We start from the raw sequence: 14755 nt of genomic DNA, 5'->3' as shown, positions 1-14755 counted from the left end.
TTGTTTCACGTGAAACATCGGGACTTCGACGTCATTGTAATCGGCGGCGGACATGCGGGCGCCGAAGCTGCTCATGCCTCGGCACGTGCCGGAGCACGCACAGCTCTCGTGACAATCTCGCGAGAGAATATCGGCGTGATGTCGTGCAACCCCGCGATCGGCGGTCTGGGGAAAGGCCACCTGGTCCGCGAGATCGATGCGCTCGACGGCGTCATGAGCCGGGTCGCGGATCATGCGGGGATCCAGTTTCGTCTGCTCAATCGCCGGAAAGGTCCTGCAGTTCAGGGCCCAAGGGCCCAAGCAGATCGTGCCCGTTATCGTTCAATGATGACGCAGCTGACAGAGAATCAGACCGGTCTGGCGATTATCGAAGGCGAAGCAGTGGATCTGATCCTCGAGAGTGGTCGTGTCGTCGGAATTGAACTGAAGGATGGAAACCTGTTTCGTGCCGAGGCGGTGGTCCTGACAACTGGCACTTTTCTACGCGGCGTCATTCATATCGGGGATCACAATTACTCGGGCGGTCGAATGGGCGAAGCGGCGTCGACGCGTATGGCCGAACGGTTGTACGACTTGTCTCTGCCGCTGGGTCGGTTGAAGACCGGTACGCCGCCACGACTGGATGGCCGGACAATCAATTGGACTCGTCTTGAATCACAGCCGGGTGATGAAGATCCGACCTTCTTCTCCTTCCTGACCGACAGACTTGCAGCTCGGCAGATCAGCTGTGGCATTACGCATACCAACGAACGAACGCATGATATCATACGCAAGAACCTCGATCGGTCAGCGATGTATGGTGGACATATCGAGGGGATAGGGCCCCGCTATTGCCCATCGATCGAGGACAAGATTGTCCGGTTTGCCGACAAGACGTCGCATCAGATTTTCCTGGAGCCGGAGGGGCTTGATACGGATACGGTTTATCCAAACGGTATCTCGACATCACTTCCGCAGGACGTTCAGGAAGAATACGTTCATTCGATCGCGGGTTTGGAAGAGGCGAAGATCCTCCAATTGGGATATGCGATCGAATATGACTATGTTGATCCCCGGGCCTTGGATCCGACATTGGCGCTGAAAGACCTTCCCGGTCTTTACCTCGCGGGCCAGATAAACGGCACGACGGGCTATGAAGAGGCGGCCGCACAGGGACTTGTGGCGGGGCTGAATGCGGCAAGACGTGCCCAAGGCGAGGATCCGGTGTTTTTCAGCCGAACAACATCGTACATCGGCGTTATGGTCGACGACCTTATCTCTCGAGGGGTGAGCGAGCCGTATCGCATGTTCACGTCGAGGGCGGAATACCGTCTGACGCTCCGTGCTGACAACGCAGACCAAAGACTTACCCCAATGGGGCGAGAGGCCGGATTGGTGGGCGAAAACCGGTGGTCCGCCTTTCTGTCAAAGTGCGAAGCATTGGATAAGGCGCGCTCATTGCTCTCGGAAAAGGAGTTCACCGCACGGGATCTTGCTGGGCTGGGCGTCAACATCAACCCGGACAAACCAACGCGGGATGGCCTGTCTGCGCTCAGCCTGCAAGACGTGGACTTTGGCAGCCTTCTTACCTTGGCGCCTGATCTTGCAGAAATCCCAGAAGATGTTCAGCAACAGATCAAGCGCGAGGCCCAGTATTCAACGTATATGGACCGTCAGACCCGGGATGCCGAGGCAATCCAGCGAGAAGAATCCTATCCGATTCCGGGTGATTTCGACTATACGCTGATAGAGGGATTGTCTGCTGAATTGCGGTCCAAACTTGGGCAAACCCGTCCGGTTACACTCGGACATGCGGCTCGTATTGATGGCATGACGCCGTCGGCGCTTCTTCTCATTCGGGCTCGGCTTCGGAAGACAGTTACGGCAAAGTCAGCGTGATGGTTCGTTCCGATCAGCTTGTGGCGGGCCTTGATGTTTCACGTGAAGCATTTGACCGTCTACATCAGTTCGAGAATCTGCTCGTCAAATGGAACAAGGCTATCAACCTTGTATCCCCGTCGACCGTACAGGATATCTGGAACCGCCATATCCTCGATTCCGCGCAGATTATTCCAATTGCGCCTTCGACACCTCGATCCTGGGCTGATCTGGGGAGTGGAGGGGGCCTGCCCGGTATCGTGATCGCGGTTGTCCTTGCCGAGAGTTCTCCGGCAACAAAGGTCACACTGGTCGAGTCCGATACGCGCAAGGCAACGTTCCTGCGCACCGCTGTTCGCGAACTCAATCTGACCACTCATGTCATCTCTGACCGCATCGAAAATATTCCGCCCCTCGGAGCGCAGATCTTGACGGCGCGCGCTCTGGCTCCGCTGCCCGCGTTGCTCGGCTATGTCCAAAGGCATATGGACGAAGACGGCACAGCCCTTCTACAGAAAGGGCAGGCGGCGAAGACCGAGGTCCTGGATGCACGCCAAGACTGGATCTTCGAATGCACCTCCCATACGAGCATGACAGACCCCAGCGCCAGCATCCTGGAAATCAAAGGACTCGAACGTGCCTGACCTGATCTCACCGCGCCCTGCGAAAATCATTGCTGTCGCAAATCAGAAGGGCGGTGTTGGAAAGACAACGACCGCGATCAATCTGAGCGCTGCTTTGGCCGAGATTGGTCGTCGGGTCCTTCTGGTCGACCTCGATCCGCAGGGAAACGCTTCGACCGGGCTTGGCATTGGGCCGGAACAGCGCGAAGTCACGACCTATGATTTCATTCTGGGCGATGCCAAGGCCAAAGAGGCGATCCACGAAACAGATGTTGAGAATCTGTTTATTATCCCGGCGACGACTGACCTCAGCTCGGCTGATATCGAATTGATATCAAACGAAAAAAGAAGCTTTCTTCTCTATGATGCGCTGCGCGATCCCGCCTTGGCACAATTGGAATTCGATTACATCCTGATCGATTGCCCCCCGTCTCTGAGCATCCTTACGGTGAATGCGCTTGTCTCAGCCCATTCTGTCGTGGTGCCCCTTCAGTCCGAATTCTTTGCGCTTGAGGGGCTATCTCAACTGATGCTGACGATCCGCGAAGTGCGGGAGGCCGCCAATCCCAACTTGCGGATCGAAGGCATCGCCCTGACGATGCACGACAGGCGCAACAAGCTGTCCCATCAGGTTGAGGCGGATGCCCGCAACACTCTGGGGGAACTGGTGTTCAAGACCCTGATCCCCCGAAACGTGCGCGTCAGCGAGGCGCCGTCATTCGCGATGCCGGTCCTTGATTATGACAGCGGATCGACAGGGAGTGCCGCCTATCGGGCGCTTGCACAGGAAATCACGGCGCGGGAGCGCTAGGCAGGAGGAATGAACCATGGCTGACAAGACAACGCGATCCCGGGGTCTCGGGCGCGGTCTCTCTGCTCTGATGGCCGATGTTGCGCCGGCCGACGACCGTTCTGCACCGCGGGCCGCGGACAGATTGATCGCGATCGAGACGATTCAGCCGAATCCCGACCAGCCGCGGCGCCAGTTCGACGAAACAGCATTGTCCGAACTCGCGTCCTCGATCAAGGAACGGGGCATTATCCAGCCCCTTATCGTGCGGCCCGATCCCAGCGATGCCGGCATGTTCCAGATCGTCGCCGGTGAACGCCGGTGGCGCGCGGCCCAGATTGCGCAATTGCACGAAGTCCCGGCGCTTGTTCGTGACTACACCGATACCGAGGTTCTCGAAGTCGCGATCATCGAGAACATCCAGCGGTCTGATCTCAACCCGATTGACGAGGCCGCCGGCTATAGGCAGCTCATGGATCGCTTTGGTCATACCCAGGAACAATTGGCCACCGTTCTTGGCAAGAGCCGGAGCCATATCGCCAATCTCTTGCGGCTGCTGACGTTGCCCGATGAAGTGATGGCGTTTCTGATCGACGGTCGGCTGACAGCGGGTCACGCCCGTGCGCTTGTCGGACATGATGACGCCGCCGAACTTGCCCGCAGGATCATCAAGGGCGGCCTATCGGTTCGTGAGGCTGAAAAACTTGCGCGAGCCGGTGCCGCTCCCCGGAAAACCAGCGCGCCTGCCAAGGCCGAGAAGGATGCGGACACTGTTCAGATCGAACAGGAACTGGCTGCTACCTTGGGAATGGGTGTCAGCATTGACCACAAGCCAGGCCAAGAGGGGGGAACCCTGACCTTGCGCTATCGCGATCTGGAACAGCTGGACGATTTGCTCCGTGCACTATCCGGCGGTTAGTCCGACAGGATCTCCCGCAGGATTGAATTCAGGACGGCTCGACCTTGGGGCGTTGCGCGGATGTGTCCATCCCGCCTTTCCAGCAGATCAAGCGAAACCAACTTACTGATATTATTGAATAAAACGTCCCCACCCAATCGACTGAGCCGAATCTCGTCGATCCCGTCAGTCACACGCAGGCCCATCAGAAGGAACTCCGCCAATCGATCCGCATGATCGATCGTCTCCCGCAGCGCCTCACCTGATCCCGTTGTCTCGATCTTCTCGATCCACGCCCCGGGCGCAAGGGGAGTCTCTGTCGCCCAACGCGCACCATCGAGCGTCAGCCTTCCATGTGCCCCCGGACCAATGCCGACATAGTCGCCGCTTTTCCAATAGAGCAGATTGTGTCGGCTCTCGGCGCCCGGGCGGGCGTGGTTCGAAACCTCATACGCCGCAAACCCCGCCTCGCTGGTAACCTCCTGCGTCACATCCCACATATCGGCGGCGCGGTCCTCATCCGGCAGTCCACGCAGACGGCCGGCCGCGTAACGATCCCCAAAGGCTGTGCCTTCCTCGATCGTCAGCTGATAGAGCGACAGATGATCGACTGCCATGTCCAGCGCTCGTCGCAACTCGTCCTTCCAGCCCAGAAGGGTCTGTTCCTGCCGCGCATAGATCAGATCGAAACTCACCCGGTCGAACAGAGTTCGGGCCACGTCGAACGCAGCCATGGCATCAGCCACGTCATGGAGCCGGCCAAGCCGACGGAGATCGTCGTCATTCAGTGCCTGAATACCCATCGATATGCGGTTGATGCCTGCATCGGCATACCCCCCAAACCGAGCGGCCTCCACGCTGGTCGGGTTCGCTTCAAGTGTAATCTCGCAATCATTCGCGAACGGCCATGCGGCCCGCGCGGCATTCAGAACCCGGGCGACCGTCTCGGGTTGCATAAGGCTCGGCGTGCCGCCCCCGAAGAAGATGGAGCGCAAGACACGGCCATCTGTCTCGGCCGCGTAGCGCGCGATCTCACGTTCAAAGGCATCGGCCCATCGCGACTGATCGACATTGGCGACGACATGGCTGTTGAAATCGCAATAAGGGCATTTCGCCTGACAGAAGGGCCAGTGCACATACAGCCCAAACCCCGCCTCTTGCCAATCCTCAGCCAAAGCAGCCCTTCACGAATTTGGCAAAAGCATCCGCCCGGTGGCTGATCTTGTTCTTTTCCCAGCGGTCCATCTCGCCAAAGGTTTGGGTATAGCCATCGGGTTGAAAGATCGGGTCATAGCCGTGACCCTGATCGCCTCGCATCGGCCAGACGATCTGTCCGTCCATCCGGCCTTCGAACACCTCGTCATGACCATCCGGCCACGCCAAGACAAGAGTGCAGCAGAAACGCGCTTGACGTGGGGAAGGGGCGTCTACGGCCTCCAGCTCGGACCATGCCCGCTCCATGGCCATGACGAAGTCTCGGCCATTCGGCGTTTCCGCCCAGTCAGCGGTATGCACGCCCGGCCTGCCGCCCAAAGCTTCGATCTCGATCCCGGAATCATCGGCCAGCGCGGGCAGGCCCGTTGCCTTCGTAGCGGCATGTGCCTTGATCCGGGCATTGCCGATGAAGGTTTCTTCCGTCTCGTCGGGTTCAGGAAGGCCGTGATCGTCGTTCGACGTCACTCTCACACCGAATGGTTCCAGAAGTGCAGTAATCTCTTCGAGCTTGCCCTTGTTATGGGTCGCGACGACGATTTCGCGTTCCTCAAGGCGCCGGGTCATGTGCTGCACGCGGCCATTTGCATTGCGGCAAGCGTGTCGCAGCCTTCCGTCGCAAGATCGACCAACGCATCGAGTTCACTACGGGTGAATGTCGAACCTTCCGCCGACATCTGAACCTCGACCAGCTTGCCGCCTGTGATGACGAAATTCCCGTCGACGCCCGCTTCGCTATCTTCGGGATAATCAAGATCCAGAACCGGCTGCCCGGCATAAATCCCACAGCTGATCGCCGAGACCGGCGACACCAGCGGGTCAGATGTCACAAGACCCGCCGACATAAGCTGGTTCACAGCAAGTTTCAGCGCGACCCAGCCACCGGTGATCGATGCACAGCGGGTTCCGCCATCGGCCTGGATCACGTCGCAGTCCACGGTGATCTGCCGTTCGCCCAGCGCAGACCGGTCGACGCCGGCGCGAAGGGACCGCCCGATCAGGCGCTGAATCTCCTGCGTACGGCCGGATTGCGCGGCCTTGGCCTCGCGGCGCATGCGGCTGTGCGTGGCGCGGGGCAACATGCCGTATTCGGCCGTTACCCATCCCAGACCCGAATTCTTCAGAAAGGGAGGGACCCTTTCATCGATCGTCGCGGTACAGATCACATGTGTGTCACCCATCCGGATCAGGCATGATCCCTCCGCGTGGCGGTTGACGCCGATCTCGATCGAAACGTCCCGCATCTGGTTGGTATCACGTCCTGAAGGCCGCATGCCTGTCTCCCTTGGTCGCTGAATTCCTCGTCGCGGAATACGCTTCATCCACTGACTTGCCAACCCCGAGCGCCATGGCCATGTCTGAAGGGTGGCGCAGCAACGAACCGGCGATTGACGGCGCCTTACGGATAGCTTTAATTGCCGCGTTCCGGAGCATCAGAAATGTCCGAAAACCGACCGAAGATCGAAGAAATGAACGAACGGTCCCGCGAAGTTTTTCGCCGGGTCGTCGAAGGCTATCTCGAAACCGGATCGCCCGTCGGATCCCGCACGCTCACCCGCACATTGTCCGAGCAGGTCAGCGCCGCCACCATTCGTAACGTGATGCAGGATCTGGAGTATCTCGGCCTGCTCGACAGCCCTCATGTCAGTGCCGGGCGTATCCCGACCGAACTTGGCTTGCGGATGTTTGTCGATGGCCTGCTGGAGGTCGGAGATCTTGATCAGGCGGATCGCGCCCGCATCGACGAGACGCTGGGTTCGAACACCTCCGATGTTTCGTCACTTCTTGATCGTGTCGGCTCGGCGCTTTCGGGTGTCACTCACGGCGCAAGCCTTGTCCTGACGCCCAAGCACGAGGCCCCGATCAGGCACATCGAATTCGTCTCGCTCAGCCCCGATCGTGCGCTGGTTGTTCTGGTCTTTGCCGACGGTCATGTCGAGAATCGCATCTTTGCCCCGCCGCCGGGTCAGACCCCATCCTCGATGCGGGAGGCTGCGAATTTCCTCAATGCCGTGGCCGAAGGACGCACCCTGTCAGAGCTGTCCGGTGTCGTGACGTCTGAGATCGCGACCCGCCGGCAAGAGGTCGACAAGCTTGCCGCCGAACTGGTCGAAAACGGTCTCGCGACCTGGGTGAACAAGGGCGATGACGGCGAACGCCTTATCGTGCGGGGCCGAGGCAACCTGATCTCCGAGGATGGCGCCGAAATCGATCTTGACCGCATCCGGAGCCTGTTCGATGACCTTGAACGCAAGCGGGACATTGCCCAGTTTCTTGAATTGACCGAAACCGGCGAGGGTGTGCGCATTTTTATCGGCTCGGAGAACAAACTCTTTTCACTTTCGGGTTCCTCTTTGGTGGTTTCTCCATATATGAACGCCGACCGTAAGATCATTGGCGCCGTTGGCGTCATCGGGCCGACACGGCTCAACTATGGCCGCATCGTGCCGATCGTGGATTACACTGCGCAGCTGGTCGGCAAATTGCTGACTGACCGCACCTGAAGGGAAACGAAATGTCTGACCCCAAAGCCCAACCTCAAACGCTTGACGAACTCGCCGCCGAAGCAGACGCGATGGAGGCGGCTGGCGAAGAACCGTCCGGGTTCGACGCAGCCGATCAGGACGAGCTTGAGGCCCTGCGTGCAGAACGCGACGAATTCAAGGACCGCTTCATGCGGGCCCTCGCGGATGCCGAGAACACAAGAAAACGCGCCGACCGTGATCGTCGCGAAGCCGAGAATTACGGCGGCTCGCGGCTCGCGCGTGATTTGCTGCCGGTCTATGACAACCTCGACCGTGCGCTTCAATCGGTCACCGAGGAGCAGCGCGCCGGAAACGAGGCCCTACTCGAAGGGATCGAGCTGACGAAGTCAGAGCTTGTCAACGTGTTCAAGAAACATGGAATCGAGGCTGTTGCGCCAGAAGTCGGTGAAAAATTCGATCCGCAGGCGCATCAGGCAATGTTTGAAGCCCCTGTTCCCGGCACGAAAGCTGGTGAAATCATTCAGGTGATGACCGTTGGTTTCTACCTGCATGATCGCCTTCTGCGGCCCGCGCAGGTTGGAGTGTCGTCGACGCCGGCCGGCTGACGCCTATTCTTCTGCGCCGCTCAGCCCCTTCAATTCATAGATCAGCTCCAGCGCCTGCCTCGGCGTAAGTTCGTCAGGCAGGATCTCGCCAAGTCTTTCTTCCAGCGCGGATGCGGTCGGTGCGGGCGCTGGTGCCGCGTGCACCGGTGGCGCGGCCGAGAACAGGGGCAGATCGTCAACAAGGGCCTCCCTTGCGCGACCGCCTTCGCGCTCGCCCTTTTCCAGCGCCTCAAGAACGACGCGCGCACGTTCGACGACCGATGTGGGCAGCCCCGCCAGACGGGCGACCTGCACACCATAACTCCGATCCGCGGTGCCGCGCCGCACCTCATGCAGGAATATGACCTCCCCGTCCCATTCCTTGACGGTGACGGTCGCGTTGTCGACGCCATCCAGCCGCGACGCCAGCCCTGCCATTTCGTGGTAATGCGTCGCAAAGATCGCGCGGCAGCGATTGACTGCCTCCAGATGTTCCAGCGTGGCCCAGGCGATGGACAGGCCATCATAGGTCGCCGTCCCGCGCCCAATCTCGTCGAGGATCACGAGCGCACGGTCGTCCGCCTGATTCAGGATCGCCGCGGTTTCAACCATCTCGACCATGAAGGTGGAACGACCGCGCGCCAGATCATCCGATGCCCCGACGCGGCTGAAGATCTGGCTCACGATCCCGATCCGTGCGGATTTGGCCGGCACATAGGCGCCCATCTGGGCCAGAAGCGCGATCAGGGCGTTCTGCCTCAGAAACGTCGATTTGCCCGCCATGTTCGGCCCGGTCAAAAGCCAGATCGGGGCGGGACCAAGATCACAATCGTTGGCAACGAACGCCTCGCCCGATTTCCGCAACGCCTCTTCCACGACGGGATGACGACCACCGAGGATTTCGAAGTCGCGGCTTTCGTCGACCACGGGCCGGCACCAGTTTTCGGCCCGGGCAATCTCGGCCAGGGCAGCGGCAAGATCGATCTCGGCCAGCGCGCGCGCAAGCGCCGAAAGGGCAGGGGCAGACCCTATAATCGCCTCTCGCAGGCTGGAATAGTGACGTTTTTCGATCTCGATCGCGCGAGACCCGGCATTGAGGATCCGGGTTTCCAGTTCGTTCAGATCGACAGTCGTGAACCGGACCTGATTTGCCGTCGTCTGACGATGGATGAACGTCTCGCTCAGAGGAGGAGCCAGCATCTTTGCCGCGTGGGTGGCCGTTGTTTCGATGAAATAGCCCAACACATTGTTATGCTTGATCTTGAGCGACGAGACGCCCGACAATTCGGCATACTTTGTCTGCATCCCCGCGATCACGCCCCGCCCCTCGTCGCGCAGGGTGCGGGCCTCATCAAGTTCGGGGTCAAATCCCTGCGCGATGAAACCGCCATCCCGTGTCAGAAGGGGCGGTTCGGCGACAAGAGCAGATTCCAGTGTCTCGACAAGGCTAGCGTGGCCCAACAGGTCCTTTGCGGCGTCTGACAGAAGTGTCGGAAGTTCCCGTCTGTCGAACATCCCGGCGATCTGTTCGGCCACTTCGAGCGTGTTGCGGATCGCGGCCATGTCCCGGGGGCCCGCACGATCCAGCCCCAACCGGGACAATGCCCTGTCCACGTCATGTGCGCCCCGCAAAGCGGACCGGATATCCGCGCGGAACCTGTCATCCCCGACGAAAAATCCGACGGCCTCTTGCCGTGATGAGATGTCGGCGATCCGGCAGGAGGGTGACGCGAGCCGGAGTTCCAGAAGCCGGGCGCCCGTCGCCGTCACTGTCCTGTCGATCGTGGCAAGAAGTGATCCGGCCCGCCCGCCCGCGTTCGCATGGGTCAGCTCTAGGCTTCGGCGCGTCGCGGCATCGATCTGAATCACGGGACTGTCGGTTTCCTGAACCGGAGGCCGCAAGAGGGGCAACTTTCCCTTCTGGGTGATGTCGAGATATTCGATCAGCCCGGACAGCGCCCCGGTCTCGGCCCGGCCAAAGCTGCCGAACGCCTCGAGTGAGGCCACGCCATACAGATCGCACAGACGCTTTTCGCCGTTGGTGCTGTCGAATGCAGACCGGCCAAGGGGCGTCAGCGCGACCCCCATATCCGATATCGTCTCCGCAAGCTCGGCTTCGAGGCTCTCGGGCACGATGATTTCGCGCGGGCCCAGACGCGCCAGTTCGGGCCCGAGCCGCAAACGGGGGCAGGACAGTACTGACACCGCCCCGGTCGAGATATCGACCCATGCCAACGCGCCAGCGTCGCGGACCATCGTATAGCTGGCCAGAAAATTGTGCCGCCGTGCATCAAGAAGCGAATCCTCGGTCAGCGTGCCCGGCGTGACCAGCCGCACGACATCACGCTTGACCACGGCCTTTGATCCGCGCTTCTTCGCCTCTGACGGATCTTCAAGCTGTTCGCAGACAGCCACGCGAAATCCCTTGCGGATCAGCGTCAGGAAATAGCCTTCTGCCGAATGCACCGGGACGCCGCACATCGGGATATCGTCGCCCAGATGTTTGCCCCGCTTTGTCAGCGCGATGTCGAGCGCCTCGGCCGCCGCGACGGCATCGTCGAAGAACATTTCGTAGAAATCGCCCATACGGTAGAACAACAGCGCGTCGGGATACCCCGCCTTGATGTCGAGATACTGCGCCATCATCGGCGTGACGGTCTCTGCCTTTGTCACGTCAAGCCCCCCAAGCCATGCCCGCCGGCAGACCGTATCATCGCGATTCTGGCGATGAAACCTGCTCCATGACTTGAAATCACCTTCGCAGTTCCGTCTAACGTGCCGGACGGCGAACAAAAGCCGGCCGAGGGAGGAAACCGATGCCAAAACCCCGCTTTACGCGCGAAGATGCGCTTGCCTTTCACATGGAGCCGACACCCGGAAAATGGGAGGTTCAGGCCACCGTGCCTATGGCGACACAGCGCGATCTGAGCCTTGCGTATTCTCCCGGCGTCGCCATCCCCTGCGAAGAGATCGCGGCCAACCCAGAAACGGCCTATGATTATACGAACAAGGGCAACCTTGTTGCGGTGATTTCGAACGGGACGGCTGTTCTTGGGCTTGGAAATCTAGGCGCGCTGGGCTCCAAGCCGGTGATGGAAGGCAAATCCGTCCTGTTCAAGCGGTTCGCCGATGTGAACTCCATCGATATCGAACTGGACACCGAAGACCCCGAAGAATTCATCAAGGCCGTTCGACTGATGGGCCCGACTTTCGGCGGCGTGAACCTCGAGGATATCAAGGCGCCCGAATGCTTTATCATCGAACAGGCGCTGAAAGAGCAGATGGACATCCCCGTCTTTCATGACGATCAGCACGGAACGGCCGTGATCTGTGCGGCGGGTCTGATCAACGCGCTGCATATTTCCGGGAAAAAGATCGAAGACTGCCGCATCGTCCTGAACGGCGCTGGTGCTGCGGGCATCGCCTGTATCGAGCTTCTCAAGGCGATGGGCGCGCGGCACGAGAATTGTATCGCCTGCGATACCAAGGGCGTTATCTATCAGGGCCGCACCGATGGCATGAACCAATGGAAATCGGCTCATGCGGTGAAAACCGACCTGAGGACGCTGGAAGAGGCGATGAAAGGCGCGGATGTGTTTCTTGGCGTGTCGGCCAAGGGTGCCGTCACCCAAGAGATGGTTCAGGCCATGGCCGACAACCCGGTCATCTTCGCCATGGCGAACCCCGATCCAGAAATCACCCCCGAAGAGGCGCACGAAGTTCGCCCCGACGCGATCGTTGCCACCGGACGGAGCGATTATCCCAACCAGGTGAACAACGTCCTAGGATTTCCCTACCTCTTTCGCGGCGCGCTCGACATCCACGCCCGCGCCATCAACGACGAGATGAAGATCGCCTGTGCCGAGGCCCTTGCCGCACTTGCACGCGAAGAGGTGCCTGATGAGGTTGCGGTGGCCTATGGCAGAAAACTGACATTCGGGCGTGACTATATCATCCCCACGCCGTTCGATCCTCGCCTGATCCACCGCGTTCCGCCGTCGGTGGCGCGTGCCGGAATGGCGACAGGAGTTGCTCGACGTCCGATCATCGACATGGACGGGTATGAAGAGGCGCTCAAGGTCCGCATGGATCCGACAGCCTCGATCCTGCGCGGCATTCATGCCCGGGCCCGGTCTTCGCAATCGACGATGATCTTCGCCGAAGGCGATGATCCCCGCGTCCTGCGGGCGGCCGTCGCCTACCAGAGATCCGGATATGGGCGGGCCCTCGTCGTCGGGCGTCAGAGCGATGTGGCCGACAAGCTGACGGCCGAGGGGTTGGAGGATGCCGTTCGGGAACTTCATGTCGTCAACGCCGCGAATACCGAACATCTCGAGACCTATAAGTCGTTCCTTTACAACAGGTTGCAACGCAAGGGGCACGACCATCAGGATATCCACCGGCTTGCGGCGCGTGACCGGCATGTCTTTGCCGCGTTGATGCTGGCGCATGGCCATGGCGACGGGATGGTGACGGGCGCCACCCGAAAATCCGCGCATGTTCTGGAACTGGTGAACCATGTCTTCGACGCCGGGCCGCATGATGGCGCAGCGGGTGTCTCCGTCGTCATGCATCGTGGGCGGATTGTCCTGATCTCGGACACGCTGGTGCATGAATGGCCAGACGAGAACGATCTGGCCGACATCGCCGAACGCGGTGTTGGCGTGGCGCGGCTTCTTGGTCTGACGCCGCGGGTTGCGTTCCTGTCATTCTCGACCTTTGGCTACCCGGTGTCGGAACGCGCGGAAAAGATGCACCGCGCGGCGAGCGTGCTTGATCGGCGCGGGGTCGATTTCGAGTACGAAGGAGAAATGACGGTCGATGTGGCCCTGAACCCCAAGGCGATGGATCACTATCCGTTTTCACGTCTGACGGGGCCCGCGAATGTTCTTGTTGTGCCGGCGCGGCATTCGGCATCGATCTCGGTCAAGCTGATGCAGGAAATGGCAGGCGCAACCGTCATCGGCCCCATTCTCACGGGCATCGACAAGCCGATTCAGATCTGTTCGACCGTCTCGACGACGAACGACATTCTGAACATGGCGATCATGGCCGCCTGCAACCTGCGCTAGGCCGAGATCGACCCGTCTTCGCCTGTCTCCATCAGGTACTGGATGCAGGCGACCTTCTGGTCGTCTGCGCGAACCATGTGTGTCTGGATCGCGAAGCCCAATGCGATCGCGATGGCGAGGGTCGTCAGCTTTGCGCTGTCACGGCAGGATTTGGTGCAATCTGTCATTGTTCATCTCCTTGGTCCCAGCATCGTGCCTTGGCGGCCGCCGCGCAATTCATGCCGAGGATAGTTCACGCTCTGTTTACCCCTTGGAACAATCGATCGCCGGTCCTAGCCTGACCGAAAAAGGAGCCTCCGAATGGAAGATCACGTCACCACGCACCAGGCCGAAGAGGATGCCCGCAACGAGCGGATCCTGATCTGGGTCAACGGCGAGCTGAAGCCCAAGGCAGAGGCTTTGGTCAGCGTCTATGATTCAGGCTTCATGCTTGGCGACGGGGTATGGGAAGGGCTTCGTCTCTACGACGGGCGCTGGGCGTTTCTCGGCGAACACCTCGATCGCCTGTTCGAAGCGGCGCTGGCGATCGACCTCGAAATCGGGATGGATCGTGCCGCCATCACCGAGGCCCTGGAAAGAACCCGCCGCGCCAACGGGATGCGCACGGATGCCCATGCGCGGTTGATGGTGACGCGTGGGGTCAAATCCCGCCCGTTCCAGCATCCCGCCCTGTCGCGCCAGGGGCCGACCGTCGTGATCATCATCGAACATTCGAAACCGTCTCTGCCAAGGCCGATCCGCCTTGCGACGGTGCCACACATGCGGGGCCTGCCGATGACACAGGATCCCAAGCTGAATTCCCATTCCAAACTGAATTGCATCCTGGCGTGCATCGCCGCCGAAAAGGCCGGCGCGGACGAGGCCCTGATGCTGGATGTGCATGGGTTCGTGAACACGACGAATGCCTGCAACTTCTTCATTGTCCGAAAGGGCGAAGTGTGGACGTCGACCGGCGATTATTGCATGAACGGCATCACCCGCCAGAAGGTAATCGATGTCTGCCGTGCCGACGGGATCCCTGTGTTCGAACGCAATTATTCCCTTGTCGATACCTATGGCGCGGACGAGGCCTTCCTGACCGGCACCTTCGGCGCCCAGACCCCCGTGGGCCAGATTGATGGTCGCCAGATCGGGACTGGCACCCTTGGCCCCGTCACCGAACATATCCGGGCCCTCTACAAGGATCTTGTCGCAAGAGATGCGGGCCGACGCGGCAATCCGGCGGAGCGCTGA

Annotated in this window: 13 protein-coding genes; 8 read left to right on the top strand and 5 right to left on the bottom strand. The window is 60.2% G+C overall.

What is annotated here, in order from left to right:
• Genes mnmG through EP376_RS10740 form a run of 4 tightly spaced genes read left to right on the top strand, consistent with a single transcriptional unit; the run spans position 1 to position 4189 of the window.
• A complete protein-coding gene (gene mnmG, locus EP376_RS10755) occupies positions 1-1878 on the top strand; it encodes a tRNA uridine-5-carboxymethylaminomethyl(34) synthesis enzyme MnmG (RefSeq protein WP_127655528.1) in 1878 nt (625 codons plus the stop codon).
• The gene (rsmG, locus tag EP376_RS10750) at positions 1878-2501 is read left to right on the top strand and encodes a 16S rRNA (guanine(527)-N(7))-methyltransferase RsmG (RefSeq protein ID WP_127655527.1); all 624 of its coding nucleotides are present in this window, start codon (positions 1878-1880) and stop codon (positions 2499-2501) included. Before mnmG ends, rsmG begins: the two co-directional genes overlap by 1 nt.
• A complete protein-coding gene (locus tag EP376_RS10745; RefSeq protein ID WP_127655526.1) occupies positions 2494-3291 on the top strand; it encodes a ParA family protein in 798 nt (265 codons plus the stop codon). The genes rsmG and EP376_RS10745 overlap by 8 nt, the downstream gene beginning before the upstream one ends.
• A gap of 16 nt (positions 3292-3307) precedes the next feature.
• A complete protein-coding gene (locus EP376_RS10740; RefSeq protein WP_127655525.1) occupies positions 3308-4189 on the top strand; it encodes a ParB/RepB/Spo0J family partition protein in 882 nt (293 codons plus the stop codon).
• Here the strand turns inward: EP376_RS10740 and hemW are convergent.
• Genes hemW through rph form a run of 3 tightly spaced genes read right to left on the bottom strand, consistent with a single transcriptional unit; the run spans position 4186 to position 6654 of the window.
• Positions 4186-5343: a radical SAM family heme chaperone HemW gene (gene hemW / locus EP376_RS10735; protein ID WP_127655524.1), complete on the bottom strand. Its 1158-nt coding sequence runs from the start codon at positions 5341-5343 to the stop codon at positions 4186-4188. The genes EP376_RS10740 and hemW overlap by 4 nt on opposite strands.
• The gene (rdgB, locus tag EP376_RS10730) at positions 5336-5947 is read right to left on the bottom strand and encodes an RdgB/HAM1 family non-canonical purine NTP pyrophosphatase (RefSeq protein ID WP_127655523.1); all 612 of its coding nucleotides are present in this window, start codon (positions 5945-5947) and stop codon (positions 5336-5338) included. Before rdgB ends, hemW begins: the two co-directional genes overlap by 8 nt.
• Positions 5944-6654: a ribonuclease PH gene (gene rph, locus EP376_RS10725; RefSeq protein ID WP_127655522.1), complete on the bottom strand. Its 711-nt coding sequence runs from the start codon at positions 6652-6654 to the stop codon at positions 5944-5946. Before rph ends, rdgB begins: the two co-directional genes overlap by 4 nt.
• Before the next feature lie 165 nt (positions 6655-6819).
• On the opposite strand from rph, the gene hrcA reads away from it, so the two are divergent.
• Entirely contained in the window at positions 6820-7884 is a 1065-nt protein-coding gene (gene hrcA, locus EP376_RS10720) for a heat-inducible transcriptional repressor HrcA (protein ID WP_127655521.1), read from the top strand.
• A gap of 11 nt (positions 7885-7895) precedes the next feature.
• Complete coding sequence (locus EP376_RS10715) at positions 7896-8471, top strand: nucleotide exchange factor GrpE (RefSeq protein ID WP_127655520.1); 576 nt, start codon at positions 7896-7898, stop codon at positions 8469-8471.
• A 3-nt stretch (positions 8472-8474) separates the two neighbouring features.
• Here the strand turns inward: EP376_RS10715 and mutS are convergent, their stop codons facing one another.
• Complete coding sequence (mutS, locus tag EP376_RS10710; RefSeq protein ID WP_127655941.1) at positions 8475-11096, bottom strand: DNA mismatch repair protein MutS; 2622 nt, start codon at positions 11094-11096, stop codon at positions 8475-8477.
• 170 nt (positions 11097-11266) lie between these two features.
• Here mutS and EP376_RS10705 point away from each other — a divergent pair, with 170 nt between their 5' ends.
• Entirely contained in the window at positions 11267-13522 is a 2256-nt protein-coding gene (locus EP376_RS10705) for an NADP-dependent malic enzyme (protein WP_127655519.1), read from the top strand.
• Here the strand turns inward: EP376_RS10705 and EP376_RS22985 are convergent.
• Positions 13519-13689 (bottom strand): hypothetical protein, encoded by a 171-nt coding sequence (locus tag EP376_RS22985; RefSeq protein WP_164744907.1) that lies wholly within the window; start codon positions 13687-13689, stop codon positions 13519-13521. The genes EP376_RS10705 and EP376_RS22985 overlap by 4 nt on opposite strands.
• A gap of 133 nt (positions 13690-13822) precedes the next feature.
• On the opposite strand from EP376_RS22985, the gene EP376_RS10700 reads away from it, so the two are divergent.
• Complete coding sequence (locus EP376_RS10700) at positions 13823-14755, top strand: D-amino acid aminotransferase (RefSeq protein ID WP_127655518.1); 933 nt, start codon at positions 13823-13825, stop codon at positions 14753-14755.

Origin of the sequence: Alexandriicola marinus (genome assembly GCF_004000435.1) — a bacterium.
Taxonomy (GTDB): Bacteria; Pseudomonadota; Alphaproteobacteria; order Rhodobacterales; family Rhodobacteraceae; genus Alexandriicola; species Alexandriicola marinus.
This window is presented reverse-complemented; position numbering and strand designations above follow the sequence as displayed.